The 24,883-nt window shown below is 62.8% G+C and carries 25 protein-coding genes; 19 read left to right on the top strand and 6 right to left on the bottom strand.

Annotation, left to right across the window (positions count from 1 at the left end; genetic code table 11):
- Nucleotides 1–13 precede the first annotated feature (13 nt).
- From HBO11_RS08455 to HBO11_RS08470, 4 genes are all read right to left on the bottom strand, one after another.
- Nucleotides 14–325, bottom strand: a complete 312-nt coding sequence (locus HBO11_RS08455; protein WP_169955816.1) for an AzlD domain-containing protein — start codon at nt 323–325, stop codon at nt 14–16.
- Complete coding sequence (locus tag HBO11_RS08460) at nt 322–1,017, bottom strand: AzlC family ABC transporter permease (protein WP_057440118.1); 696 nt, start codon at nt 1,015–1,017, stop codon at nt 322–324. Before HBO11_RS08460 ends, HBO11_RS08455 begins: the two co-directional genes overlap by 4 nt.
- 114 nt (nt 1,018–1,131) lie before the next feature.
- Nucleotides 1,132–1,827, bottom strand: a complete 696-nt coding sequence (locus tag HBO11_RS08465) for an alpha/beta hydrolase (protein WP_169955815.1) — start codon at nt 1,825–1,827, stop codon at nt 1,132–1,134.
- A 116-nt stretch (nt 1,828–1,943) separates the two neighbouring features.
- Nucleotides 1,944–2,159 (bottom strand): hypothetical protein, encoded by a 216-nt coding sequence (locus HBO11_RS08470; RefSeq protein ID WP_003212603.1) that lies wholly within the window; start codon nt 2,157–2,159, stop codon nt 1,944–1,946.
- A 139-nt stretch (nt 2,160–2,298) separates the two neighbouring features.
- Here HBO11_RS08470 and HBO11_RS08475 point away from each other — a divergent pair, with 139 nt between their 5' ends.
- The 6 genes from HBO11_RS08475 to HBO11_RS08500 all read left to right on the top strand — a co-directional run bounded on the left by HBO11_RS08475 (nt 2,299) and on the right by HBO11_RS08500 (nt 9,362).
- Nucleotides 2,299–3,582 (top strand): arsenic transporter, encoded by a 1,284-nt coding sequence (locus HBO11_RS08475; protein ID WP_169955814.1) that lies wholly within the window; start codon nt 2,299–2,301, stop codon nt 3,580–3,582.
- 42 nt (nt 3,583–3,624) lie between these two features.
- Nucleotides 3,625–4,452, top strand: coding sequence for an AraC family transcriptional regulator (locus tag HBO11_RS08480; protein WP_169955813.1), 828 nt, complete (start codon nt 3,625–3,627; stop codon nt 4,450–4,452).
- A gap of 38 nt (nt 4,453–4,490) precedes the next feature.
- Nucleotides 4,491–5,102, top strand: a complete 612-nt coding sequence (locus HBO11_RS08485; protein ID WP_169955812.1) for a LysE family transporter — start codon at nt 4,491–4,493, stop codon at nt 5,100–5,102.
- A 308-nt stretch (nt 5,103–5,410) separates the two neighbouring features.
- Entirely contained in the window at nt 5,411–5,695 is a 285-nt protein-coding gene (locus HBO11_RS08490) for a hypothetical protein (RefSeq protein ID WP_169955811.1), read from the top strand.
- Nucleotides 5,696–5,902: 207 nt separating this feature from the next.
- Nucleotides 5,903–8,617 (top strand): magnesium-translocating P-type ATPase, encoded by a 2,715-nt coding sequence (gene mgtA / locus HBO11_RS08495; protein WP_170058862.1) that lies wholly within the window; start codon nt 5,903–5,905, stop codon nt 8,615–8,617.
- Nucleotides 8,618–8,633: 16 nt separating this feature from the next.
- A complete protein-coding gene (locus tag HBO11_RS08500; RefSeq protein WP_169955809.1) occupies nt 8,634–9,362 on the top strand; it encodes a hypothetical protein in 729 nt (242 codons plus the stop codon).
- A 1,226-nt stretch (nt 9,363–10,588) separates the two neighbouring features.
- Here HBO11_RS08500 and gspK read toward each other — a convergent pair.
- Nucleotides 10,589–11,554: a type II secretion system minor pseudopilin GspK gene (gene gspK / locus HBO11_RS08505; RefSeq protein WP_169955808.1), complete on the bottom strand. Its 966-nt coding sequence runs from the start codon at nt 11,552–11,554 to the stop codon at nt 10,589–10,591.
- 161 nt (nt 11,555–11,715) lie between these two features.
- Here gspK and tatA point away from each other — a divergent pair, with 161 nt between their 5' ends.
- The 3 genes from tatA to tatC are packed head-to-tail and all read left to right on the top strand — an operon-like array spanning nt 11,716 to nt 12,970.
- Complete coding sequence (gene tatA / locus HBO11_RS28800) at nt 11,716–11,931, top strand: twin-arginine translocase TatA/TatE family subunit (RefSeq protein ID WP_346266504.1); 216 nt, start codon at nt 11,716–11,718, stop codon at nt 11,929–11,931.
- The gene (gene tatB, locus HBO11_RS08515; protein ID WP_169955807.1) at nt 11,931–12,227 is read left to right on the top strand and encodes a Sec-independent protein translocase protein TatB; all 297 of its coding nucleotides are present in this window, start codon (nt 11,931–11,933) and stop codon (nt 12,225–12,227) included. Before tatA ends, tatB begins: the two co-directional genes overlap by 1 nt.
- Nucleotides 12,224–12,970 carry a twin-arginine translocase subunit TatC gene (gene tatC / locus HBO11_RS08520; RefSeq protein ID WP_169955806.1) on the top strand — a complete coding sequence of 249 codons (747 nt, stop codon included), beginning with the start codon at nt 12,224–12,226 and terminating at the stop codon, nt 12,968–12,970. Before tatB ends, tatC begins: the two co-directional genes overlap by 4 nt.
- A 50-nt stretch (nt 12,971–13,020) precedes the next feature.
- On the opposite strand, the gene HBO11_RS08525 is transcribed toward tatC, so the two are convergent.
- Nucleotides 13,021–13,473, bottom strand: coding sequence for an Lrp/AsnC family transcriptional regulator (locus tag HBO11_RS08525; RefSeq protein WP_169955805.1), 453 nt, complete (start codon nt 13,471–13,473; stop codon nt 13,021–13,023).
- Nucleotides 13,474–13,579: 106 nt separating this feature from the next.
- Here HBO11_RS08525 and HBO11_RS08530 point away from each other — a divergent pair, with 106 nt between their 5' ends.
- From HBO11_RS08530 to HBO11_RS08575, 10 genes are all read left to right on the top strand, one after another.
- Nucleotides 13,580–14,197: a LysE family translocator gene (locus tag HBO11_RS08530; protein WP_169955804.1), complete on the top strand. Its 618-nt coding sequence runs from the start codon at nt 13,580–13,582 to the stop codon at nt 14,195–14,197.
- Between the two features lie 178 nt (nt 14,198–14,375).
- On the top strand, nt 14,376–14,888 hold the full coding sequence (locus tag HBO11_RS08535) for a MarR family transcriptional regulator (RefSeq protein WP_038441617.1): 513 nt from the start codon (nt 14,376–14,378) through the stop codon (nt 14,886–14,888).
- 50 nt (nt 14,889–14,938) lie between these two features.
- Nucleotides 14,939–15,868: a GNAT family N-acetyltransferase gene (locus HBO11_RS08540; protein ID WP_169955803.1), complete on the top strand. Its 930-nt coding sequence runs from the start codon at nt 14,939–14,941 to the stop codon at nt 15,866–15,868.
- Nucleotides 15,869–15,902: 34 nt separating this feature from the next.
- Nucleotides 15,903–16,769 carry a class I SAM-dependent methyltransferase gene (locus HBO11_RS08545; RefSeq protein ID WP_169955802.1) on the top strand — a complete coding sequence of 289 codons (867 nt, stop codon included), beginning with the start codon at nt 15,903–15,905 and terminating at the stop codon, nt 16,767–16,769.
- Entirely contained in the window at nt 16,759–18,396 is a 1,638-nt protein-coding gene (locus tag HBO11_RS08550; RefSeq protein ID WP_169955801.1) for an FAD-binding oxidoreductase, read from the top strand. Before HBO11_RS08545 ends, HBO11_RS08550 begins: the two co-directional genes overlap by 11 nt.
- On the top strand, nt 18,393–19,157 hold the full coding sequence (locus HBO11_RS08555) for a hypothetical protein (protein WP_169955800.1): 765 nt from the start codon (nt 18,393–18,395) through the stop codon (nt 19,155–19,157). The genes HBO11_RS08550 and HBO11_RS08555 overlap by 4 nt, the downstream gene beginning before the upstream one ends.
- Before the next feature lie 19 nt (nt 19,158–19,176).
- Nucleotides 19,177–19,818: a peroxiredoxin-like family protein gene (locus HBO11_RS08560; protein ID WP_169955799.1), complete on the top strand. Its 642-nt coding sequence runs from the start codon at nt 19,177–19,179 to the stop codon at nt 19,816–19,818.
- 63 nt (nt 19,819–19,881) lie between these two features.
- Nucleotides 19,882–21,552, top strand: a complete 1,671-nt coding sequence (locus HBO11_RS08565; RefSeq protein ID WP_169955798.1) for a tryptophan 7-halogenase — start codon at nt 19,882–19,884, stop codon at nt 21,550–21,552.
- Between the two features lie 5 nt (nt 21,553–21,557).
- Nucleotides 21,558–23,030, top strand: a complete 1,473-nt coding sequence (locus HBO11_RS08570) for an amidase (protein ID WP_262381010.1) — start codon at nt 21,558–21,560, stop codon at nt 23,028–23,030.
- Nucleotides 23,031–23,054: 24 nt separating this feature from the next.
- A complete protein-coding gene (locus HBO11_RS08575) occupies nt 23,055–24,392 on the top strand; it encodes a cation:proton antiporter (RefSeq protein WP_169955796.1) in 1,338 nt (445 codons plus the stop codon).
- Nucleotides 24,393–24,883 lie beyond the last annotated feature (491 nt).

Below are 24,883 nucleotides of genomic sequence, written 5' to 3' on the forward strand. Positions count from 1 at the left end.
ACTGTACCACTGCCTACAACAACCAGCGAAACAGATAGAACAGCGCCATGCTCAACAGCACCGTGGTCAACACGCTGCGGGTCCAGAACATCAGGGCCACCGCACAGATCCCGGCCAGCAGGTAGGGGTTGGTGGGGCTCAGGTTGAGCTTGTGCTCGGCGAGGAAAATGATCGGCCCGCAGATCGCCGTCAACATGCCGGGTACCGCGAACCCGAGAAACTCCCGGGCGCCGCGGTTCAGGCGCACCGGCAAGCGCGGTTCAAGAAACAGATAACGGTTGAAAAACACCGCCAGGCCCATGCCGATAATCATCACAAAAATCATCGCTGCCCCACTCCCAAGCGTTTGCAGGCATACCCTGCGCTCATCCCCAACAACCCCGACACCACCACCGCCGACTCCCAGTGCCAGTAGCTGAGCAGCACCGAAAACAGCAGGGCCACTGCCACGCACACCACCGTCGGCACATCACGCACAACCGGGGTGATCAAGGCGATGAAGGTCGCGGCGATGGAGAACTCCAGGCCCAGTTGATCGAGGTTGGGGATGCTCTTGCCGAGCACGATGCCGGCCAGGGTGAACAGGTTCCAGGCCACGTAGAACGTCAGGCCCACGCCCAGGGCATACCAGCGGTTGAAGGTCTGGCGGTCGTATTGGCTGACCAGGGCGAAGAATTCGTCGGTCAGCAAAAAGCCCAGGCTCATGCGCCAGCGCGCCGGCAAGGGCGACAGGGTGCTACGCATATGCATGCCATACAGCAAGTGCTGGGAGGTCAGCAGCAAGGTGGTGAGCAAAATGGCGATCAGGCTCGCGCCGCTCTTGACCATGCCAATCGCCACCAACTGTGCGGCACCGGCAAACACAATGGCCGACAGGCCCTGGCTTTCCAGCGGGGTGAATTGAGCGTCAATCGCCAGGGAACCGGCGAGCAGGCCCCACGGGGCGCACGCCAACGACAGGGGAATAATCGCAATCGCGCCACGGGCGAAGGCGTAATGCGGCAAGGCAGTAGGCATGGACAACAGGCTCATCGACAGACAGTCGGCAAGCATGGCAGCGCCAAACAGGATTGTCTTGAACGATCTTGCAGGCAACACCCCGACGCCAGGAAGGAATGTTGCCTGCCTGATTTATGGCTGCAGGGCCGTGGCGGCCTTGTCGATAAATGCCGCCACTTCGCCTGCCCTGGAGGCCAGCGAGGCGTGACTGGCGTCCAGCGTGAGAATCTCCCGGGGCTTGATGCGCTCGGCCATGCGTACCTGGTTATCGGGGTGAATCATGTGGTCCTGGGTGGACACCTGATACCACGACGGCTTGTTCTTCCAGGCCGGATTGCTCACTTCATCGCCAAAGGTACTGGCCAGGGGCGCCTTCTGCGTAATTCCCAGCACGTCGCCCTCTGACTGCGGCAAGTCCTGGCAGAAGCTCTCATGGAACAACTCGGGCTTGACCCACAGGTAGCCATCGCTGTCCGGCACCAGGTTGGCGGCGGCCTCGGGCAGGTGTTGCTGGGTGATTGCGCCCGGACTTTCCCCCGCATCCGGGGCAAACGCGGCAATAAACACCAGGCCCTGGACGTTGGGCTCGTTGCCTGCCTGGGAAATGACCGCGCCCCCATAGGAATGCCCGACCAACAACACCGGCCCCTTGACCTGGGCCACCATCTTGCGTGTGCGTTCGGCGTCGTCGGCCAATGAAGTCAGGGGAATTTCCACCGCGTGCAAGTCGCGATAGCCCTTTTTCTGCAGTTCGACGATCACTCGGCTCCAATGGGCTGCGCCGCCCCAAAAGCCGTGTACCAGGACAATTGCCGGTTTTTCACTCATTCGATGACTTCCTGTGGATTGAGCATGGGGTCTTGCGGACAACCGCGACCATGCCCAGTGTCAGCGCAGCCGGCTCGATCGTCACCCCCCAATCGCCGAACGGCTACGTGCCATTATCAGGCCAGCTTGACCGACACCCGCTCTACCGCATCCCGGGCCTCACGCAGTTCATGGGCATCCTGGTTAAGGCGGTGAATGGTGTTGAGCAGGCGCTGACGCAGCACTTCATCGCTGAGTTTTTCGACGGCGCGCATCAAGTCAAAAGCCGCGGTTTCGTTGTTGTCCGCGACAGAATCGAGGGTCTTGCGCAGGTTGCGAGTGGCACGGGTCACACCGTTACTTCCTTTATCACCAATGGCGGGCACTTTAGGACAGTTGTGTTTCATTTTAATTTCAACCACTTGGCACAGAACCTCGGTACCTTGTCACAGGTCAATCAAACGTCGAATCCCCCCCACAGAGAATGCCTTGATGCTTGCTGCCCTCGCCATCTTCCTGTTCACCATTGTCCTGGTCATCTGGCAACCCAAGGGTCTTGGCGTAGGCTGGAGTGCAACCATGGGCGCGATCCTCGCCCTGGCCTGTGGCGTGATCAGCCTGGCGGATATCCCGGTGGTGTGGCAGATCATCTGGAACGCCACCGGCACCTTCGTCGCCCTGATCATCATCAGCCTGATCCTCGACGAGGCCGGCTTTTTTGCCTGGGCCGCGTTGCATGTGGCGCGCTGGGGACGGGGCCGGGGCCGCCGGCTGTTTGCCTATATGGTGTTGCTGGGGGCGCTGGTCTCGGCGCTGTTCGCCAATGACGGGGCGGCCCTGATCCTCACGCCGATTGTCATGTCGATGCTCCTGGCCCTGCGCTTCTCACCCGCTGCTACCCTGGCCTTCGTGATGGGTGCAGGGTTTATCGCCGACACCGCCAGCCTGCCGCTGGTGGTCTCCAACCTGGTGAATATCGTTTCGGCAGACTATTTCAACATCGGCTTCAACCAGTACGCAGCGGTGATGGTGCCGGTCAACCTGGTCAGCGTCGCCGCGACCCTGGCGGTGCTGCTGTGGTTCTTCCGGCGCGATATCCCGCACAGTTATGACCCCGCCGACCTGCCCGAGCCGGCCAGCGCGATTCATGACCCGGCAACCTTCCACGCTGCCTGGTGGGTGCTGGGCATTCTGCTGGTCGGCTGCTTTGCCCTCGAGCCCCTGGGCATTCCCATCAGTGCCATCTCGGCCGCCTGCGCCCTGCTCCTGCTGGTGATCGCCGCCAAAGGCCACAAGATCTCCACGCGCAAGGTACTCAAGGAAGCGCCCTGGCAGATCGTGATTTTTTCCCTGGGCATGTACCTGGTGGTGTACGGCCTGCGCAACGCCGGGCTGACCACGTACCTGGCCACCTGGCTCGACGCCTTCGCCAATTACGGCGTGTGGGGCGCCGCCCTGGGCACCGGCTTGCTGACGGCGCTGCTGTCTTCGGTGATGAACAACCTGCCGACGGTGCTGATCGGCGCGCTGTCGATCGAGGCCAGCCATGCCGTGGGCGTGGTCAAGGAGGCAATGATCTACGCCAATGTGATCGGCAGCGACCTGGGGCCTAAAATCACGCCCATTGGGAGCCTGGCAACCTTGCTCTGGCTGCATATCCTGGCGCGCAAGGGCATCCGGATCACCTGGGGCTATTACTTCAAGGTCGGCATCGTGCTGACGCTGCCGGTGCTGCTGATCACCCTGGCCGCGCTGGCCCTGCGCCTGAGTATCTAAACAGGTATGCTTTGCCGCACCCGCCGCCACTGAGCCCACCCCATGAGTTCCCCGCACCACGCCTGGCTGGGCCATTACGAAATCAGCAGCACCACCTGCAGCGGCCTGACGTTTGCCCGCCATAGCCACGACGAATGCGTGATTGGCGTCAACCTGGTGGGCACCGAACAGGTGTGGCTGGAGCGCCGCACTTTCGAGGCCGGGCCCGGCAGCATCACCCTGTACAACCCTGGCCAGATCCAGGGCGGCGGTGCTGCCGAGGGGGCGCCCTGGCACTTTGTCAGCCTGTACGCCGGTGCCGATCGCCTGGCCGACGACCTGGGGCTGGCCCACCTGGAGTTTGATCGCGCGCTGTGTTTTGCCCCCTCCCTGGCGGCGCAACTGGCACACGCCGCCAAGGGCGCGCTGAGCGCCGACCCGCTGCTGCGGGGGCTGAACGAAGATGCCCTGGTGGTGCTGCTGGGCGAGGTGGTCAAGCTCAGTGGTGTGCGCCTGCCGGATGGCGCCAGCGCCGGGTCACGGCTAGTCGCCCAGGCCCAGGAGTTGCTCGCCGCGCAGTTGCATCAGGGTGTGGCACTGGACGCCCTGGGTGACGAGTTGGGCCTGTCGAAATTCCACGTATTGCGCACCTTCCAGAAAGAAACCGGCCTGAGCCCCCGCCAGTGGGCCATGCAACTGCGTACCCGCCGCGCGAAAGGCTTGCTGCGCAGCGGCCTGAGCGCCGCCGAGGTTGCCCATGACCTGGGCTTTGCCGACCAGAGCCATCTCAACCGGCACTTCCGTGCGGCGTACGGGATTACCCCTGGCCGCTATCAGAGCGCAATCTGGTCCAAGACCCCTGCGTGCCCCCAGCCTCAGACTGACCTGTAGGAGCCGGCTTGCCGGCGATGGCAGTTATGGGGATGGCGATGTTGACGATCTTTTTTTGCGCACTGGTATTCGGCTTTGTGTTTTGCCTGTCCCCTGGCGCGGTGCTGGCGGAAACCCTGCGCCGCGGCCTGTTGCATGGGTTCACCCCAGCGTTGCTGGTGCAAATAGGCTCGCTGGTGGGCGATGCGACCTGGGCGGTAATCGGCCTGACCGGCATGGCCCTGCTGATCCAGCACGAAGCGGTACGTGTGCCGCTGACCGCCGTTTGCGCGCTGTACCTGGCCTGGCTCGGCCTGCGCAGCCTGCAAGATGCCTGGCAGTTGCCGCAACCCGACAGCGCACCGCCCAGCACCGGGCGCAATGCGCTGATGGTGGGGGCCGCCATCTCGTTGGCCAACCCCAAGAACATCGTGTATTGGGGCGCCCTGGGGAGTGCCTTGTCAGGCATCGTCGGCGCCACGCCGAGTCATGGCCAGACCCTGGTGTTCTTCGCCGGTTTTATGCTGGCCTCGATCCTGTCGTGTTTTTTGATTGCAGGCTTGGTCAATGTCTTGCGAAAGAACGCCTCGGCAACTTGGCAGCGGGTCAGTCATGGTGCCTGCGGCTTAGTACTGATTTATCTCGCACTATTGGCCGCATACAGTCTATGAACTTATATAGCCAATCAGGCCAATCTGAATAAAGTCTGAACGGACAACAAACAAGTTCATTACAGATTGACATCCCCTGCCTGCCTGAGTAAATTGCCCGTGCCTGCAACTAGGGCCTTTTTTCAACCTCACAAAAGAAGCCAATGGACACAGTATCTAGTCGCTGTCCGCTCCCCGTGAATACAGGGGGCGGGCGCCAAACCCAGAGTAATGACGGGACTCGCCTTCCAGGCCGGGTAAGCTGCGCTAGAGCTTGATGCTCCAACGTAACTGCCTTGAGCCGGCGCAGTCCGGTCCCGAGGTGTGTTATGAATTTCCAGACCCTTGTTCTACCTGATGTACGCACGCTGGCCTCAGCCCTGCGTACCAAGCTGTGCCGTGCTTCCATGGGCGTTGCCCCGGTGCGCCTGGCCTTGGCTTCCCCCTCCCCGCGTATCAATGTGCAACACCTGCAGGCGCACTGGCGCCTGTGCCCCACCACCGGCCATCTGGTCCAGCATTGGGACCATGCCGACCCTCAAGATCCGCAGAGACGGAACGTTTCCAGCCGGCTTGCCCAAGTGCGCCTGAGCCTGAGCGCGCGCGCGGCATAAGCCGACTGGAAACAGCAACTTCCTGATTATTGGTCAATTAATTAACTGGCGTTCCTTGCGAACTAAGCCAGCCGTAGTTTTCTGCGCGCCCGTTAATTAACTCGCCTCGTTAAAGTTATTAGACCCGATCGCAAAAACTGCGACTCGGCGTGCCTGTGTTCGCCTGCCTGACGGCAAGTAACGGGTATGTCGACAGGAGTAAAAATCATGAGCTCCGTAAAAACCACGCAACTTGCAAACAAAAACAGCACCGCCCACGACAGCAAATTGTCGATGCGTGCCGCCCGCGAAGCGCAAAACGGCCTGGCAGCGACCCTGGCCAATGTCCGGGCAACCAAGGACGGCCTGACCGAACTGGATGCCAGCGCCCGCCTGCAACGCGAAGGCTATAACGAGGTGGCCCACGACAAGCCGCCCCACGCGGTGGTGCAGTTCCTCCAGGCCCTGAACAACCCGTTTATCTACGTACTGCTGACCCTCGCGGTGATCAGCTTTGTCACCGACTACTGGCTGCCGCTGCGCGCCGGTGAAGAAGTGGACCTGACCAAGGTCATTATCATCATGACCATGGTCGCCCTGAGCAGCCTGCTGCGCTTCTGGCAGGAACACCGCTCGGCAAAATCCGCCGAAGCCCTCAAGGCCATGGTACGCACCACCGCCAGCGTGCTGCGTCGCGAGCAGGTCGGCGCCAAGCCCACCCTGCGTGAAGTGCCGATGCGTGAACTGGTGGCCGGCGATATCGTGCAACTGTCGGCCGGCGACATGATCCCGGCCGACATCCGCCTGATCGACTCCCGCGACCTGTTTATCAGCCAGGCCGTGCTGACCGGCGAAGCCTTGCCGGTAGAAAAGTACGACACCCTGGGCGACGTCACGCAAAAATCCGCCACGCTTCAAGCGCCGGACCAGAGCAACCTGCTGGACCTGCCCAACATCTGCTTCATGGGCACCAACGTGGTCAGCGGCCGCGCCCGGGCGGTGGTCGTGGCGACCGGGCCGCGTACCTATTTCGGTTCGCTGGCCAAGGCCATCGTCGGCTCCCGGGTGCAAACCGCCTTTGACCGTGGGGTGAACAGCGTCAGCTGGCTGCTGATCCGCTTCATGCTGGTGATGGTGCCCATCGTGTTTTTCCTCAACGGCTTTACCAAGGGCGATTGGGGCGACGCGTTCCTGTTTGCCCTGGCGGTGGCCGTGGGGCTGACCCCGGAAATGCTGCCGATGATCGTCAGCGCCAACCTGGCCAAGGGTGCGAATGCCATGGCCAAGCGCAAAGTGGTGGTCAAGCGCCTCAACGCGATCCAGAACTTCGGTTCGATGGACGTGCTGTGCACCGACAAGACCGGCACCCTGACCCAGGACAAAATCATCCTCGAGCACCACGTCAACGCCTTCGGCCAGCGGGACGACCAGGTGCTGTCCCTGGCCTGGCTCAACAGCCATCACCAAAGCGGCATGAAGAACCTGATGGATCAGGCGGTGCTCGCGTTCTCCCAGCACAACCCCAAGTTCCAGGTGCCGTTTGCCTACAGCAAGGTCGATGAACTGCCCTTCGACTTTGTGCGCCGGCGCCTGTCGATTGTGGTCAAGGACAGCCACGGCGATCACCTGCTGGTGTGCAAGGGCGCCGTGGAAGAAATGCTCGGCATTGCCACCCATGTGATGGAAGGCGCTAGCGCCGTGGCCCTGGACGAGGGTCGTCGCCAGGAATTGCTGCGCACCGCCAACGAGTTCAACGAGGACGGTTTCCGCGTGCTGGTGGTGGCCACCCGCAATATTCCCAAGGCCCTGGCGCGCCAGCAGTACACTCCCGCCGATGAACGCAACCTGGTGATCCACGGTTTCCTGACCTTCCTCGATCCGCCGAAGGAAACCGCCGGCCCGGCGATTGCCGCGCTGCAAGAGATCGGGGTCGCGGTCAAAGTGCTGACCGGCGATAACGCCGTGGTCACCCGCACCATCTGCCGCCAGGTCGGCCTGGAACCCGGCGAACCACTGCTGGGTGTGGACATCGAAGCCATGGACGATGCCACCCTCAAGCAGCAGGTCGAACAACGCACGGTGTTCGCCAAGCTGACCCCGCTGCAAAAGTCCCGGGTGCTCAAGGCCTTGCAGTCCAATGGTCACACCGTGGGCTTCCTCGGCGACGGCATCAACGATGCACCCGCCCTGCGCGATGCCGACGTCGGCATCTCGGTGGACAGCGCGACCGATATTGCCAAGGAATCGGCCGATATCATCCTCCTGGAAAAGAGCCTGATGGTCCTCGAAGAAGGTGTGCTTAAAGGCCGCGAGACCTTCGGCAATATCATGAAGTACCTGAACATGACGGCCAGCTCCAACTTCGGCAACGTGTTTTCGGTGCTGGTGGCCAGTGCGTTCATTCCTTTCATGCCGATGCTGGCGATCCACCTGCTCCTGCAAAACCTGATGTACGACATCTCCCAACTGGCCCTGCCGTGGGACAAGATGGACAAGGAATACCTGGCCAAGCCACGCAAGTGGGACGCGCAGAACATCGGGCGCTTCATGATCTGGATCGGGCCGACCTCGTCGATCTTCGACATCACCACCTTTGCCCTGATGTGGTACGTGTTCTCGGCCAATAGTGTGGAAATGCAGACCCTGTTCCAGTCCGGTTGGTTCGTCGAGGGGCTGCTCTCCCAGACCCTGGTGGTGCACATGCTGCGCACCCGCAAGATCCCGTTCTTCCAGAGCACCGCCGCCTGGCCGGTGTTGCTGATGACCAGCCTGGTCATCGCCCTGGGGATCTATGTGCCCTTCTCGCCCCTGGGCACGATCGTGGGTCTGCAACCGTTGCCGTGGGCGTACTTCCCTTGGCTGGTCGGCACCTTGCTCGCCTACTGCTGCGTGGCACAACTGATGAAGACGATCTACATCCGCCGCTTCAAGCAGTGGTACTGAGCCGGAGCATAATCCCATGCACAAACACACCTTCCTGGCTGCCTTCGAGTGGCTGCCGGCGTCGCGGCAACGAGCGCTGCGCCGCAACCTGGTCTTTATCGGCGCGACCCTGGCCGTTGGCCTGGTGTCCAAGGCGTTCGCCGCAGGCGGTTCCTACGTGGTCGATGATGGCGCCATCAACGCCCCCGGCGAATGCAATGTCGACGCCGGCTACACCCGTTCAACACAGCGCACCACGCTCTCTACAGCCTGTACGTCGAGGGCATTGCCCAACCTGCAATGGGGCACGGCCCTCGAGGATGACCCTGAGCAGACCCAGCTCAGCCCGCAACTCAAGGGTTCATTGTGGGCCTGGCAGGATGCGGGCGTGGAGATCGCCTGGGCGGCGGCGGCGCATATCGCGCTGGACCGCCGGCATCCGTTCGACGGCGCCGACCTGGGCCTGCCGCTGACCTGGCAAGCGTTCGAGACACTGAGCTTGAACCTCAATGCCGGCTGGGCCCATGCCTATGACAATGGCGAACAAAACCACCGACTGACCTGGGGCACAGGCCTGGAATACCGCTTGGCGGACTCATTGACGCTATTGGCAGAACGCTATGGCCAGCAAGGCGGCGACCAGGCCTGGCAAGCCGGGCCGCGAGTGCATCTGGGTCAGCAAGTGGATGTGGACCTGGTGGTCGGGCACAACCTGACCGGGGATCGCGACCGCTGGCTGACGACGGGGGCTACCCTGCGGTTCTGAAACACCGGAGGGAAATCAATGTAGGAGCTGTCTCGCCCAGCGAGGCTGCGATAGCGGCGGCATGGCTGGCATTGATGTTGGCTGAGCCACCGCTATCGCCGCCTCGCTAAGGCTCGACAGCTCCTACAGGGTTCATCGGGGTTTGCGGGATCTGCGGATCCTTGACGCTGGCGGCCTACAGCGAACACGTCATGCCAGCCGGGCAAAAATAATGTAGGAGCTGTCGAGCCCCGGCGAGGCGGCGATGGCGGCGGCATGGCTGGCATTGATGTTGGCTGGGCCACCGCTATCGCCGCCTCGCTAAAGCTCGACAGCTCCTACAGGGTTCATCCGGGATCTGCGGACCCTTGACGCTGGCGGCCTACAGCGAACACGTCATGCCAGCTGGGCAAAAATAATGTAGGAGATGTCGAGCCCCGGCGAGGCGGCGATGGCGGCGGTATGGCTGGCATTGATGTTGGCTGGGCCACCGCTATCGCCGCCTCGCTAAAGCTCGACAGCTCCTACAGGGTTCATTGGGGGTTGCGGGATCTGCGGATCCTTGACGCTGGCGGCCTACAGCGAACACGTCATGCCAGCCGGGCAAAAATAATGTAGGAGCTGTCGAGCTTTAGCGAGGCTGCGATGGCGGCGGTATGGCTGGCACGAATGTTGGCTGGGCCACCGCTATCGCAGCCTCGCTAAAGCTCGACAGCTCCTACAGGGTTCATTGGGGTTTGCGGGATCTGCGGAGCATTGACGCTGGCGACCTACAGCGAACACGTCATGCCAACCGAGCAAAAATAATGTAGGAGCTGTCGAGCCCCAGCGAGGCTGCGATGGCGGCGGCATGGCTGGCATTGATGTTGGCTGAACCACCGCTATCGCCGCCTCGCTGGGGCTCGACAGCTCCTACAGGGTTCATCGGGATCTGCGGACCCTTGACGCTGGCGACCTACAGCGAACACGTCATGCCAGCCGGGCAAAAAATAATGTAGGAGCTGTCGAGCCCCAGCGAGGCTGCGATGGCGACGGTATGGCTGGCATTGATGTTGGCTGGGCCACCGCTATCGCCGCCTCGCTAAAGCTCGACAGCTCCTACAGGGTTCATGCTGCACTCAAAATCTACAACCGGGCAGATCCATGGGGGAGCTTGCCTGCGACAGCGGTCTACCAGCCGGCAAAAATGGTAACTGCACCACCGTCATCGCGGGCAAGCCAACGCTTACACTGCCTGGGCTATCGCGCTATAACGGCAAAGGCTCCCGCGAGCGCAGTAACATGCCCTGCGCCGGCACTCGCGCATGCCATTTCACCACGCCCTGCGCTTCGACACGGTACTGGCTGCGAAACCGCTGGCCATCCAGGTCGATGTCCAGTTGCAGCAGGAAGTGGTCACCATTGAGCTGCAGACCTTCGCTCAAACGCTCAAACATCGCGTCATCCATCGCCCCCAGCGCCTGGCGCAGTTCGCCTGCATCGCGATAGCCCCCCGCCGGGCGGGCGCTGACCAGGCGGGTCAGCACCGAACGCGACACTTCGCCCTCGTACAACGCATCCAGCAGCGGCAGCATTTCCAGGTTCAGCGCATTGGCGTTCAGGCGCCAGCCGGCGGTCTCGTCCAGGCTGCATAACTGCGGGTAGCGCAACGCCCGCAGTGGGTCGGGCAGCGCCAGCAGGTTCAGCTCGCTGATATCGCGCATGCGTTGATTGGCCGCCAGGCGCGGTGGCGACTGGCGCAGGTATTCGTTGCTTTCGGCACCTTGCAGGCGGGTCTGCTGGTCGGCGTCGAGCCAGTCGGCCAGGGTCTGGGCCAGGCGTTCGGCGGCCATGTCCGCCCCCAGCAAATGCACCAATTGACGCTGGGCACGCTCGGCTTCAGGGCCGATCAGCGCGTTGACGTTGAAGCAGGTGTGCAGGTCGCGAATCTGAATGCTCGCCTTGCCCCCCTTGAAGTCATAAGCCAGCGGCTGCCCGCGCATGGCCTGCCAGAACAACGGGCTGGCGCGCCACAACGGGTCTTGCAGGGCCTGCTCGGTAAAGGCCAGCGCCGCCCGCTCGATCGCCCGCGCCTGCACGCGCTGCTGCACCAGACGCACGCTGTCGACCTGCTGGCGCCCCTGCTCGACCATCCAGGCCATGCCGCCCGCCAGCATCGCCAGGGCCACCAGCACCATCAACAACGCCGCCCCCTGCTGCCGATTTCTGTCCATTGCCCAGCCACCTTTTATGTAGATCCTGGCGACAGTCAACACAGTGGATGTTTCAACCAGGTGGCAGGCTCACACAATTCCCGCAAAAACGTCACCGCGCCGTCATAAAGCCTCGGCAAACTGCGCCTTCATATTTCAAATCAATGGCTTGGAGTGGCGTTATGGGTGGTATAGGGATTTGGCAACTGGTCATCGTGCTGCTGATCGTGGTGATGCTGTTCGGCACCCGGCGCCTCAAGGGCCTGGGCAGTGATGTGGGTGAGGCCATCAAGGGCTTTCGCTCCTCCATGGGCAACGAGCCCGGCGCCCAGGCGGCGCAAAAGACCAGCCTTGAGGTGCAAGGCGAACCTCAGCGACCTGCAGACAGCAAACACTGATGTTCGATATCGGGTTTAGCGAACTGCTGCTGGTGGGCCTGGTGGCTCTGCTGGTGCTGGGCCCCGAACGCCTGCCGATTGCCGCGCGCAATGCCGGGCTGTGGCTGGGCCGGGCCAAGCGGGCGATGAATACGCTCAAGGCCCAGGTCACCCAGGAACTGGACCACGAGCACCTGTTGCAGAGCATCGACCAGCAACCCTTGCGGCAACTGGAGCAGCAACTGCGCGACGGTATCCGCCTGGAGGCCCCGCCGCCGCCAGCCACCATCACCTCCCCAGGACAACCTGCCCCATGAGCGACCTGCCCTTGCCTGCCCCGCGCCTGTCGGTGACCGGCCACCTGACCCGGCTGCGCTCGCGCCTGGTGCGCTGCGTCCTGGCGATCCTCCTGGTGTTTTGCGCGTTGTTCCCCTTTGCGCAGCAGCTCTACAGTTTCGTCTCGCAGCCGTTGCGCGATTTCCTGCCCAGCGGCGCAACCATGATTGCCACCGGGGTGACCTCGCCGTTTCTGGCGCCGCTCAAGCTGACCATGATGATCGCCCTGTTCATCAGCATGCCGCTGTTGCTGCACCAGGCCTGGGGCATGATCGCGCCAGCGGTGTACCGCCAGGAACGCCGCACCGCCGCCTGGCTGCTGGCCGCCAGCGTAGTGCTGTTTTACGCGGGCATGGCGTTTGCGTTTTTCCTGGTGTTCCCGATGATGTTCGGCTTCTTTACCAGCGTGACCCCGGACGGCGTGGCGATGATGACCGATATCGCCCTGTACCTGGACTTCATCCTCGCGCTGTTGCTGGCGTTCGGCTTGGCCTTTGAAATCCCGGTGGCCACCTTCTTGGTGATCTGGGCCGGGATTACCGATGTCCAGACCCTGCAAAAGAGCCGGCCCTATGTGATCGTCGGCTGCTTTGTGGTGGGCATGCTGCTGACCCCGCCCGATGTGTTTTCGCAAACCATGCTGGCGGTGCCGATGTGGATTCTGTTCGAGCTGGGGCTGCTGGCCAGCCGGTCGGTGAGCAAGCCGCGCACCGAGGTGACGTAGGGGCCTCACGGCGCATGGGAGCGCCGCACCAATGAGGCGCTACGCCATGATCACAACGGTAGCGGACGGTCCTGGATCACCCGTTTCATCACCAGGGTCGAAGTCAGGCGCTGCACGTTGGGCAGTGTCGACAGGCTCTCATCGTAGAGCCGTTGAAAGGCCGGCAGATCCTGGGTGATCACATGCAGCAGGTAATCCGGCTCGCCGAACAGGCGCTGGGCATCCACTACCTGGGCAATTTCCAGCAACGCCGCTTCAAAGGCCGCCACTGCGGGCCGGTCGCCTTCGCGCAGGGTGACAAAGACCATTGCCGAGAAGTTCAGGCCGACTGCGCCGGGGTCCAGCAAGGCGCGGTAGCCGAGCAGCACCCCGGACTCCTCCAGGGCCTTGACCCGTCGATGGCACGGGGAAAGGCTCAGCCCCACACGGTCGGCAAGCTCGGTGACCGACAGGCGCCCGTCTTTTTGCAGCTCGCAGAGAATCTTTCGATCAATTCGGTCCACTTAGAAGATTCTCCCAATTCAAGGCCTTGTGCCAGGTATCTTTGAAAGCAAATTCTAACTGCATTTCATTATTCTTCCTGCACATTCCTACAGGGAGAACGAAACAATGACGTGGACCGCTGTGCTTGCCTTTTGGGCAGTGTCGATTCTGTTTGTGCTGACGCCCGGCGCCGATTGGGCCTACGCGATTTCGGCGGGCTTGAAGGGGCGCAGGGTCATCCCCGCGGTGGCTGGGCTGCTGTGCGGCCACTTACTTGCCACCCTGGTCGTGGCGGGCGGCGTGGGTAGCCTGGTGACCCGTCACCCTGCTGCGCTGTCAGTGCTGACGGTTGCCGGGGCCGGCTACTTGCTGTGGCTCGGCATCAATATGCTGGCCCACCCTGCCACACCCCATGCGCACGCCAGCCGGGAGGCCAATAGCTGGCAGCGCTGGATGCTCAAGGGGTTGTGCATCAGTGGACTGAACCCCAAGGTTTTCCTGCTGTTCCTCGCGCTGTTGCCCCAGTTCACCGAGCCTGGCGCCACCTGGCCGGTGTCGCTGCAGATGGTGCTGCTAGGGCTGATTCATACCCTCAGCTGTGCGGTGGTCTACCTGCTAGTGGGGTTTGGCGCGCAGGCCGTGTTGCAGGCACGTCCGGTTGCCGCGCGCTATGTCAGCGGCGTTTCGGGCGCGGCAATGATCGTGATTGCCGGGGTGCTGCTCGGCGAAGAACTCCTCGGTTGAGCGCGGTCAGTAGTTGCCGGCCACTGACAATGCTCGCCCAAAAACTGGCATCCGCCTCAAACATACTCACTGTGGTTTTGCACCACAAACCTTGCCGATCGAAGCGCCCTGCCCCGTGCTTGCAACGAAGAATAAACAAAATGTTGACTTAGTAAGGCGCCAAGATAAACTGCGCCTTATGAATATTTTAGAGAACAAACACCACATCATGCTGCGCGAGCTTGACGGGGTGCCAGCCGAGGTCAGGGACAGCGTCAAGCTGTGCTTCGAGCTGCTGTCGGCTGCGGCCGCGATCAATCGTGTGTGTGCCATCCGCCTGGCCCGCTACAACCTGTCGGAGGGCCGCTTCGTCATCATGCTCACCCTCAAGAGCGCCGGCGGGAAACTGTCGCCACTGGAATTGGCGACGCGCCTGTCGATCACCACCGGCACCGTGACCGGCTTGCTCGATGGCCTGCAGGGCGACGGCTTTATCAAGCGCAAGACCGACCCTACCGACCGGCGCAAGCTGATCATCAGCCTGACCGCCGACGGTAAGCGAGTGGTCGATGAGGTGTTTGCCGAACACACCGATTGGATCAGCGGCATCATCCAGGGCTTGAGCCTTGAACAGCGCCAGGCGTTGTCCGAGTCGATCTATTGCATCTCGGCCAGCCACGCGCTGTCCCAGCAACTACCGGATGGGCATTAGGCCCGGGCGTCAATTGCTTCAATCGCGGTAGTCACACAAGGAGGTGTTTGATGCTGCACAGTCAACGAGTGATGACCAATTTCGGCAGGAAGCCACGCATTCACAGTGGCGTCGATGTCATCCGCCACAGCATGGTTTCCCTGGAGCGCTACATTCCCCCGGCGCTGTATCGGCGCCTGTTTATCCAGCGTATCGCCCGCCATCCCCTGGCCATCGAAGGCTTTGAGTTTCGCCCGGTGCAAAGCCTGTTCGAACTCGAAGAGGCGTTGCGCCTGGTCAACGACAGCTATGCGCGGCGCGGTATCTCTACGGTGTGCCGGGCCGGCATGCGCTTTTGCGCGTTTCATCTGCTGCCCAGCACTACCACCTTCGTGGCGATCAAGGACCGACAGATCGTCGGCACGGTGTCGTTGATCGAAGACTCCATGCTCGGCCTGCCCCTGGAAGAGGTGCATGGCAATGAGGTGGTGCTGCAACGCCTGGCGGGCGGGCGGCTGGCCGAGGTCGGCACCCTGGCCGTGGCCGCCGGGTATCGCGGCAAGGGTGTGCCGTTGATGCTCTACAACGCGATGTTTCGCTGGGCCATGCATTTTCGCGGGGTGCAGCGGCTGCTGATCGCCGTGCACCCACGGGCGGGGGCGTTTTATCGCAATGTGCTGTTCTTCTCGCCCATGGGCCGGGTGCAGCCCTACACCAAGCTCAACAACGCCTTGTCGCTGCCCCTGTCGCTGGACCTGGGCGAAGCGCCGGCGATATTCCAGCAGGCCTATCAGCGTCCCTCCCTGGGGTTTGCCGTGGAAGGCCAGCGCACGCACTTCTTCGATTTTTTCTGCCGCAGCGACTACGCCCACATCCGCCTGCCCGCCACCGGCAGCGTACGCCACTGGGACGCGCACGAAGTGCTGACCCATATGGCCCGCTGCGGCGTGCATGGCCGCAACCTGTCGCCACGGATCCAGCGGGCGCTGGCCCTGGCGTAAGCACGTTCAAACGTCATTTCATGGAGGAAGCAGTATGGACAGCGGATTGCTGCGCGCGATATTCAGAGAAATAACGATCAAGCAGCCCTTCGAGCGTATACCCGAGCCTGCGTTGGTCATGGAACAGCAGCAGAGTGTGGCGTCCTACGCCGACAGCGCCGCCCAGGGCCAGGCCTTGTCCGGCACCCACCTTTATCACTGTGCGCAGATGTGCGCGCTGATCAAGCCCGGCGACGTGGTGCTGGACATCGGCTGCGGCCCGGCGGCCCTGTTGCTGCAAGTGGCACGGCTCAACCCACGGGCCGAATTCATCGGCATGGACCTGTCGCAGAATATGCTGGAGGTGGCCCGTGAAGCGTGCCACCAGCAAGGCATCGACAACGTCCAGCTGATTGCAGATGACATGACCCGGCTCGCCACGATCGCTGACCGCAGCGTGGATGTGGTGATCTCGTCGATGGCCCTGCATCACCTGGAAAACCTCGGCCAGTTGGAAGGCACTTTTCGCAATATCTCCCGGGTGCTGCGCAATGACCGGGCGATCTACCTGAATGACTTCGGGCGCCTGAAAACCATCGAGTCCGTCGACTACTTTGTCGAGCGCGCCAGCGACGGCGCAGACGCCGAAACCCTGCTGGACTACCGCAATTCGCTGCTGGCCGCGTTCTCCCTGGAAGAATTCCAGACCCTGGCCGCCAGCTACCTGGGCCCTTGCGCCAAGGTCTACAGCACCGCGTTCAGCCCGTTGATGATGGTGATCCGCACGCCCAAGCGCCGTTGCGTCAGGGTGCTCAAACCCGAGTTCCGCCGCCGCTACAGTGCGCTGCCCGCCAGTCGCCAGGCGGATGTGAACCAGTTGCGCCTGTTCCTGCGCCTCGGAGGCTTGGCCAGTGCCTTTTGAATCCGCCCACCTGACGCTCGCCCAGCAGCAGTGGCGCGAGGTGCTCGGTGACGCGGGGGTGCGCGTCGACCCGGCAAGCATCGAGCGCTTCCAGCAAGACACCATGTGCTCCGCCGCGTATGCCAGTGTGGTGATTGCGCCACGCTGCACCGAGCAAGTTTCGGCGTGCATGGCGATCGCCCGGCGCTATGGGGTTGCCGTGCACCCGATCAGCACCGGGCACAACTGGGGCTACGGCACCGCTTCGACCACCGACGCCCGCTGCGTGCTGATGGACTTGAGCGCAATGAACCGGATTCTGGCGTTCGATGAGGCGCTGTCGGTGGTGACCCTGGAGCCAGGGGTGACCCAGGGCGACCTCGCTCGCTACCTGCAGGAGCACAACCTGCCCTGGATGACGCCAGTCACCGGCGCCGGCCCGACCTGCAGCGTGCTCGGCAATGCCCTTGAGCGAGGCTTCGGCATCACCCCCCATACCGACCATTTCCAGGCGGTACTGGGCCTTGAAGCGGTGCTGGCAGACGGAACCTTGTACCGCTCGCCCATGGCCCTGGGAGGCAGCGCGCCCTGTTTCAAATGGGGCGTGGGGCCGTACCTCGACGGCCTGTTCAGCCAGAGCGGGCTGGGCGTGGTGACGCAAATGTCGATTGCCCTGGTGCGCAAGCCCGAGGTTATCCAGCCGTTTTACTTCTGGGTGGATGAAGAACAAGGGCTGGAAGCAGCCCTGGCGGGTATCAAGCGCATGCTTGACCTGGCCCCCGGGCAGATCGGCGGCATCAACCTGATGAACCGTACGCGGCTGCTCACCATGGCCAGTGAAGACACCCAGGTGGTGGGCATGAGCGAAGAACAGCAACGGGCCGCCGCCGATGCCCTGGGCCTGCCCGCGTGGATGGGCGTGGGTTCGATCTATTGCCAGAAGGCGCAGCACGCCTCGCTCAAACGCATGATCAGCATTGAGCTTGAGCCCTTCGCCAGCAAATCGCTGTTCAAGACCCGGGGCCAATTGACTGCGGCACGGCGCCTGCTGGGGTATCTGCCCGGTGGCTGGTCCCGGCGCTGGCAACTGACCCTGGGCAAAATGCTGCAAGGCATCGACCTGATGGAAGGCCAGCCCAGCGAAGTGGCCTTGCCGCTGGCCTACACCGCCGGCGCCAAGCCGCTGCCCGATGCGCCGCTGAACCCGGCACGGGATAACTGCGGGCTGATCTGGTACGCGCCGATCCTGCCGCTCAAGACCCAGGAAGTCGCCGACTTTGTGCGCACCCTGCAGCGTCGGTGCCGCCAACAGCAAATGCCTTGCCCGGTGACGCTGACCAGCCTGTCGAGCCGTGCCATTGACTGCACCGTGCCGCTGCTGTTCGACCGCACGCACGCCCAAGCCTCGGCCCGTGCCCACGAGTGCTATCGCCAGCTGTTTGCCGAAGGCAAGGCGCTGGGTGTGTTGCCGTATCGCGTGCCCGCCAGCTTCATGCACCTGTTGACTGACTCCCAGGGGCCCGCCTGGCAACTTGGGGCGCGGATCAAGGCGGCACTGGATCCCGACAACCTGCTTTCCCCGGGGCGCTATTGCGCCGCCAGCCCAACCCCTGAACAGCCCACGACCGCGTCGGTGGTATCGATATGAGTGAAGAACGCAAAGACCTGATTGACCAGGGCCGCCTGGCCACGCGCAACCTGGGCGAATGCCTGGCCGTTGACCAGGTGGCGCTGGCGCGCGCCATTGCCCCGCAGTTGGAGCCTACCCTGGCCCAAACACTGCTCGGCGCAGCCCAGGCCAGCCAGGCGCTGGGCATTTCCAAGAAAGTCGCCGGCCTGGGCCTGGCGCTGGGGCAGTGGCTGGAAAGCACCGCCCTGCCCTTGCGCGAGCAGACCTGGCGCCTGCTGCTGGAGCATCCTTCGGACACCGTGCGCAGTTGGGCCGCCTTCGCCAACGCTTATTGCGAACGCCACAGCGAGCTGGAACAGGCCTTGCTGAGCCAGTTCCAGTTCGCCACCGACCCGCACTTTGGGGTGCGCGAATGGGCCTGGATTGCCTTGCGACCGCTGCTGGCCCAGGACCTGGCGGCGGCGCTGGTGCTACTACGCGGCCATGCCCGCAGCGACGACCCGCTGATCCGCCGTTTCTGCGTGGAAATCCTGCGCCCGCGCGGGGTTTGGTGCGAACACATCGCCCAACTCAAGAGCGAGCCGCAAATCGCCGAGCCACTGCTGATTGCCATGCTCGATGAAACCGACAAATACGCCCAGGACTCGGTGGCCAACTGGATCAACGACGCCAGCAAGACCCGCCCGGACTGGGTGCGGGATTTGTTCGAGCGCTACCCACCCAGCGGCAAAGCCGCCAGCAGGATTTTTACCCGGGCTACCCGCAGCCTCTCTCAATAGCCGTGAACAGGAGTCACCCATGTCGCTCAAGGAAAAGCTACAAACCGTCAAGGACCAGATGGCCCAGCTGCCTGCCGAGGTCCTGCACAAGTTCCAGGCATCGCTGCAGACGCTGCTCGACAGCCATCTGGACGACAAGGCCCTGAAGGCCAACGACAAGGCGCCCCTGGCGGTGCTCAAGGATGCTGATGAGCAGGATGTGGACCTCAATCAACTGCTGAAAAAAGGCCCGCTGGTGCTGGTGTTCTACCGAGGCCTGTGGTGCCCCTTCTGCGGGCAGGCGTTGACGGCCTACCAGCAAATGGTCGCGGACCTGGCGGCCTCGGGCGCCACCCTGGTGGCGGTGTCGGCGCAGACCCCGCAGTTCTCGCGCAAGACCCGTGAAGCCCTCGGCCTCGACTACCTGTTGCTCAGCGATGCCGACAACCAGTTGGCGCGCCAGTACGGCATCGTGTTTAAGCTCGAAGACGAACTGGATGAGGTCTACCGCTCCCTGGGCGCCGACCTCAAGCTGTTCAACGGCTCCGACGCCCTGACCCTGCCGATGGCCAGCGCCTTTGTGATCGGCCAGGACGGGCTGATCCGCGCCGCCTTCGTCAACGTGGACTACTCGCAACGGGTAGAGCCACAGGTATTGATCACGGCCGCCAGCCGCGCATAACCGGCAACGCTCGCCGAAGGCACCCACGCCTTCGGCGACCCCACTTGTTCAGGGACTGACGACATGAAACGAATCGCAATCATGGGGGCCGGCGTCGCCGGTCACCTGGCCGCGCTGTACTTCAAGAAAAGGCTACCGGGTGTCGAAGTCATCCTGATCGGGCGCCCGGACCGCAAGCGCCCGATCGTCGGCGAGTCCACGGTCGAGTTGACCACCCACTTCTTCAAGGGCCTGGGGCTGGGGCGCCTGCTGGAAGAAAAGCACTACCACAAGTACGGCCTGACCTACTACCTGAAGCTGCGCAACAACCCCGAGTGCCGCAACTACGTGGTCCACGAGGCACCCGGCGTGATCCGCATGCCGGCCTACAACCTCAACCGCTTCAGTTTCGACAAGGACCTGCGCCAGATCGTCGGCGAGCATCAAGTAGACATGATCGAGGCCGACGTCACCGCCGTCGACCTCAACGCCGGCGAGCACGCCACCCATCTACTGACCCTGCGCAGCGCCGCCGACGAGCAACAGCAACTGACCGCCGACTGGGTGGTGGACGCCACAGGCCGCAATCGCTTCATGGCAAAAAAGCTCAAGCTGCACAAAGAGGCGACCTACCAGCGCAGTACCTTCTGGCTCAGGCTCAAGGACTTCGACCGCAGCATCTTGTCCAGCATCACCGCGCACAAGGACAAGCATCACTGTTACGACCCGTACTACGTGACTCACCATTTCTACGGCAAGGGCTACTGGATCTGGATGATCCCGATGCGCAGCGATGATGGCAACGAGATGATCAGCATCGGTATCACCTACCGCCCAGACATGATCGAGGAAAAAATCAGCACCCTGGAGGCCTTCAAAAACAAGGTCATGGCCGACCACCCGGTCATCACCGAGCTGATCGAGTCGGGCCAGTTGGTCGATACCCAGGCCATGCACAACTACATGTACGAGGCGCGGCAGTACTACTCGACCGAAGGCTGGTTCCTGCTGGGTGACGCGGCCTTTACCTTCGACCCGGCCAACAGCGCCGGGCTGGCCTATGTGGCGCAGCAGATCCCGCAGGTGGCGGCGATGATCGAGAAGGACATCCATGGCAGCCTCACGCCCGCCTACGTCAACTGCCTGGAATCGCATATCCAGGCGCAACTGGCCCTGCAGGACACCTGGAGCAAGTGGTACGAGGTGATGGACGACCCGTTCATGATGGGCTGGACCCTGCTGTTCGCCAACATGGCGTACTTCCATGTGGTGCTGCCGATGTACATGACCGGGGACTTTCTCGATGGTCACCAGGCCCAGCAGTTTGCCGACCTGCTGCCGCGCTATACCCGCGAGATGCAACCCTCGCCGCTGCCGTTTGCCTGCCTGCTGCAAGAGATCCGCCGCTCCAACCCGGGCTTGAGCCCGACGATGATGCCCAACCTTTACTCGCGCACCATCAACTTCGACCTGTACAAGGCCGAAAACCGCGCACGGCCGATCTACGCATCCAACTATTACCTGCGCTCGGCACTGCTGCGGGTGCGGCTGATGAAAATGGTCAAGTGGTCGCTGTCGGCACGTCACCTCACGTTGCTACTGCGCCATGGCTGTGGCGCCGTGCAGGACCTGGCACGGGCGGCGGTCCTGCGCCTGCGGCCTTCGCTGTTCTACAAATATGGCGAGTCGCCGGAGCTGCTCAAGTCGCCGTTTGGCAAAGAAGGTGGCTTCCTCGACCTGGTACCTCGCGGATGAACGGCATGGCGCAGGTTGGGGCAGACCTGTTGGAACTGAGTGCCGTGCAACTGGCGGGGTTGATCCGCGGCAAACAGATTTCCCCCGTGGAGCTGATCGAGCAATGCATTGCGCGCCTGGAGCAGGTCCAGCCACTGTGCAATGCGATGGCGGTCGACCTGTTCGCGGCGGCCCGCGACGCCGCTCGCCAGGCCGGAAATGATGTGCTTGAGGGGCGGCCACTGGGACGCTTGCATGGCGTGCCCTTCTCCATGAAGGAGGGCCTGGGCCTTGCGGGGCAGCCCAAGACCTGCGGCTCACGCCTGCGCCGCAACACCCGCGCCCACAGCACCGCCACGGTGGCCGCACGGCTGATGGCCGCCGGCGCCATCCCCCTGGCCCTGGGCAATCAGGCCGAAATGGCCCTGTGGCCCGAGACGGACAACCTGGTATATGGCCGCACACTCAACCCCTACGACACCTCGCGCACCGCCGGTGGCAGCAGCGGCGGCGACTCGGTGCTGGTGGCCAGCGGATGCGTGCCCTTTGCCCTGGGCACCGACGGTGGCGGCTCGATCCGGATCCCGGCGGCGTTCAATGGGATCTTTGGCTTGAAGCCATCGCGGGGGCTGGTGCCGCTGAGCGGGCATCTGCCGCTGGACGAACACCGCGTGTCGCTGCCGGTGTCCCAGGCCGTTGCCAGCCACTTTGCGGCCGGCCCGTTGTGCCGCTACGCAGAGGACCTGGGCGCCGTGCTGGAAGTCATCGCGGGCAGCGACGGAATCGACCGCAATATCCACTCGGACTATCAACAACCGGCCCGGGCGACAACGCTCAAGCGCGTGTTCGTGTGCCTGCCGGACCCTCTGAAGTGGGGTACGCCACTCTCGCCCGCCGTGACGGCGGCGGTGATCGAGACCGGCCAGCGCTATGCAGACCAGGGCGTGGATGTGCAAGCCTGGAATGAAGGGTGTTTTGCCAACGCCTTTTTTATCTGGCTGGCCGTGCTCAAGTGCGAGACCCGCATCCACCTGGCCGACTACCTCGGGGATGGGCAGCCACTGAATTATCCACGGGCGTTGTATGCCGCCCTCGCCGGCAAGCCGCAGTTTTCCCGGGGGCCACTGCTCGCCAGCCTGATGGACAGTTGCGGCGATCGGCTAGGCAACCCCGGGCTCTCGCGGTTCCTCAAGCAGCGCGATCATTTGCAGCAGGCCCTGGCCGGGCTGTTCGACGGCCAGAGCATGCTGGTGCTGCCCGCCACGCCGACCGTGGCGCCGGCGCATGGCAGTGCCCTGAAGCGCCCGTTCGATATCGGCTATTGCGCGCTGTTCAATGTGCTCGGTTTCCCGGCCCTTTGCGTGCCCATGGGGCGCCTCGACGAGGGCTGCCCGGTGGCCGTGCAACTGGTCGCCGGGCTGGGACAGGACGCGTTGTTACTGGACGCCGCGCGCTTTCTGGAAATGGAATTCGGCGGCTGGCGCAAGCCCCCGCTCTGACACCTCAAGTACTAGGACATCCCCATGCAAACCAACACCAGCGCTATCACGCTACAAGCCCCTGCGCCTGCGGGCGGGCAATCGGCCGTGGGTTCCCAGGCCGAGCATTTGACCCTGTTGTTCCTGATCCAACTGATCGTGATTTTCAGCGCCAGCCGCCTGATTTCCTGGCTCAGCACCCGCTGCCTGGGGCAAACCCCGGTGGCCGGGGAAATTCTCGCCGGGCTGGTCCTGGGCCCGAGCCTGCTGGGCTATTTTTTCCCGGAGCTGCTCAGCAGTATCTTTGTGCCGCAAACCTCCACCGCCTTTGTCGCCACGGCCCAGGTCGGCCTGATTCTGTTGATGTTCCAGGTGGGCCTGGAATTTGAATTCGGCGCCCACCTCAAGGGGCGTAAACGCTCGATCATGGCGATCAGCCTGGGTGGGCTGCTGGTGCCGTTTGCCAGTGGCTTCCTGGTGGCCGAGTATTTCTGGCAACAGATCGTCGGCGACAAGCCACCGCTGCTGGCCTTCCAGCTGTTTTTTGCCACGGCGCTGTCGATCACCGCCCTGCCGATCCTCGGTCGGATCTTCATGGAACTGGGGCTGTCCCGCTCCCGCGTGGCCACCCTGACGATTGGCGCGGCCGCCATCGATGATGTGTGCGGCTGGCTGATCCTCGGTGGGGTGACGTCGATCATCGCGTCCAACTTCAGCGTGTGGGCCTCCCTGGGCAGGATCCTTGCGCTGGCCGTGTTTATCGTGCTGGTGCTGTGGGTGGTGCGGCCCTTGGTGCTGCGCTGGATCATCGGCGACCTGGAGCGCAAACCGCTGTCGGCCCAGGGTATTTCCCTGATGCTGATCGTGCTGTTTGGCAGTGCGGTGATTACCAACCTGATCGGCGTATTTTCGATTATTGGCGGCTTTATCATCGGCGTCGCTTTGCACACCCACCGCCCCTTCGTCACACAGTGGAATGCCAAGGTCAGTGGCCTGGTCAATGCGTTTTTCCTGCCGGTGTTCTTTGCCTACACCGGCCTGCGCACCGACATCGGCTCGCTCAACGGCGACACGGCGCTGCTCAATTGCTTTTTGGTGTGCCTGGTGGCGTTCGCCAGTAAATTCTTCGGGGCCTACGGCGCCAGCCGCTGGCTGGGCGAGACACCGCGCAACAGCGCGCTGATCGGCGTGTGCATGAACACCCGGGCGCTGATGGAACTGGTGGTGCTCAACGTGGGCTATGACCTGGGCGTGTTGCCCAAGGAGTACTTCACCATGCTGGTGATCATGGCCATCATCAGTACCTTTATCGCCTCGCCCCTGATCCGCATGCTGACGAGCGAGGAGCGTCGCGTACCGATGGGCCAAGCTGCGGTGAAATAAGAGACCTGACACCCGGCGTCATCGTCGACGATTTTCGCCGGCAAGCCGGCTCCTACAGAGTCAGATGAGCCCCGGCTTTTTGTAGGAGCTGGCTTGCCAGCGAAAAACGCAAACTGACTGCGTTTCTTCAGGTTGCCCGCATTATCGTTGACGATTTTCGCCGGCAAGCCGGCTCCTACAGAGTCAGATGAGCCCCGGCTTTTTGTAGGAGCTGGCTTGCCAGCGAAAAACGCAAATTGGCTACGTTTCTGTAGGTTGCCCGCATTATCGTTGACGATTTTCGCCGGCAAGCCGGCTCCTACAGGGTCAGATGAGCCCCGGCTTTTTGTAGGAGCTGGCTTGCCAGCGAAAAACGCAAACTGGCTGCGTTTCTGCAGGTTGCCCGCATTATCGTTGACGTTTTTTGCCGGCAAGCCGGCTCCTACAGAGTCAGATGAGCCCCGGCTTTTTGTAGGAGCTGGCTTGCCAGCGAAAAACGCAAATTGGCTACG

Origin of the sequence: Pseudomonas sp. WS 5010 (genome assembly GCF_012985565.1) — a bacterium.
Taxonomy (GTDB): domain Bacteria; phylum Pseudomonadota; class Gammaproteobacteria; order Pseudomonadales; family Pseudomonadaceae; genus Aquipseudomonas.

What these genes read in the sequence shown, in the direction of transcription:
- HBO11_RS08455 (WP_169955816.1), bottom strand. Translation starts at nt 325, where the DNA reads ATGATTTTTGTGATGATTATCGGCATGGGCCTGGCGGTGTTTTTCAAC.
- HBO11_RS08460 (WP_057440118.1), bottom strand. Translation starts at nt 1,017, where the DNA reads ATGCCTACTGCCTTGCCGCATTACGCCTTCGCCCGTGGCGCGATTGCG.
- HBO11_RS08465 (WP_169955815.1), bottom strand. Translation starts at nt 1,827, where the DNA reads ATGAGTGAAAAACCGGCAATTGTCCTGGTACACGGCTTTTGGGGCGGC.
- HBO11_RS08475 (WP_169955814.1), top strand. Translation starts at nt 2,299, where the DNA reads ATGCTTGCTGCCCTCGCCATCTTCCTGTTCACCATTGTCCTGGTCATC.
- HBO11_RS08480 (WP_169955813.1), top strand. Translation starts at nt 3,625, where the DNA reads ATGAGTTCCCCGCACCACGCCTGGCTGGGCCATTACGAAATCAGCAGC.
- HBO11_RS08485 (WP_169955812.1), top strand. Translation starts at nt 4,491, where the DNA reads ATGTTGACGATCTTTTTTTGCGCACTGGTATTCGGCTTTGTGTTTTGC.
- HBO11_RS08490 (WP_169955811.1), top strand. Translation starts at nt 5,411, where the DNA reads ATGAATTTCCAGACCCTTGTTCTACCTGATGTACGCACGCTGGCCTCA.
- mgtA (WP_170058862.1), top strand. Translation starts at nt 5,903, where the DNA reads ATGAGCTCCGTAAAAACCACGCAACTTGCAAACAAAAACAGCACCGCC.
- HBO11_RS08500 (WP_169955809.1), top strand. Translation starts at nt 8,634, where the DNA reads ATGCACAAACACACCTTCCTGGCTGCCTTCGAGTGGCTGCCGGCGTCG.
- gspK (WP_169955808.1), bottom strand. Translation starts at nt 11,554, where the DNA reads ATGGACAGAAATCGGCAGCAGGGGGCGGCGTTGTTGATGGTGCTGGTG.
- tatA (WP_346266504.1), top strand. Translation starts at nt 11,716, where the DNA reads ATGGGTGGTATAGGGATTTGGCAACTGGTCATCGTGCTGCTGATCGTG.
- tatB (WP_169955807.1), top strand. Translation starts at nt 11,931, where the DNA reads ATGTTCGATATCGGGTTTAGCGAACTGCTGCTGGTGGGCCTGGTGGCT.
- tatC (WP_169955806.1), top strand. Translation starts at nt 12,224, where the DNA reads ATGAGCGACCTGCCCTTGCCTGCCCCGCGCCTGTCGGTGACCGGCCAC.
- HBO11_RS08530 (WP_169955804.1), top strand. Translation starts at nt 13,580, where the DNA reads ATGACGTGGACCGCTGTGCTTGCCTTTTGGGCAGTGTCGATTCTGTTT.
- HBO11_RS08535 (WP_038441617.1), top strand. Translation starts at nt 14,376, where the DNA reads ATGAATATTTTAGAGAACAAACACCACATCATGCTGCGCGAGCTTGAC.
- HBO11_RS08540 (WP_169955803.1), top strand. Translation starts at nt 14,939, where the DNA reads ATGCTGCACAGTCAACGAGTGATGACCAATTTCGGCAGGAAGCCACGC.
- HBO11_RS08545 (WP_169955802.1), top strand. Translation starts at nt 15,903, where the DNA reads ATGGACAGCGGATTGCTGCGCGCGATATTCAGAGAAATAACGATCAAG.
- HBO11_RS08555 (WP_169955800.1), top strand. Translation starts at nt 18,393, where the DNA reads ATGAGTGAAGAACGCAAAGACCTGATTGACCAGGGCCGCCTGGCCACG.
- HBO11_RS08560 (WP_169955799.1), top strand. Translation starts at nt 19,177, where the DNA reads ATGTCGCTCAAGGAAAAGCTACAAACCGTCAAGGACCAGATGGCCCAG.
- HBO11_RS08565 (WP_169955798.1), top strand. Translation starts at nt 19,882, where the DNA reads ATGAAACGAATCGCAATCATGGGGGCCGGCGTCGCCGGTCACCTGGCC.
- HBO11_RS08570 (WP_262381010.1), top strand. Translation starts at nt 21,558, where the DNA reads ATGGCGCAGGTTGGGGCAGACCTGTTGGAACTGAGTGCCGTGCAACTG.
- HBO11_RS08575 (WP_169955796.1), top strand. Translation starts at nt 23,055, where the DNA reads ATGCAAACCAACACCAGCGCTATCACGCTACAAGCCCCTGCGCCTGCG.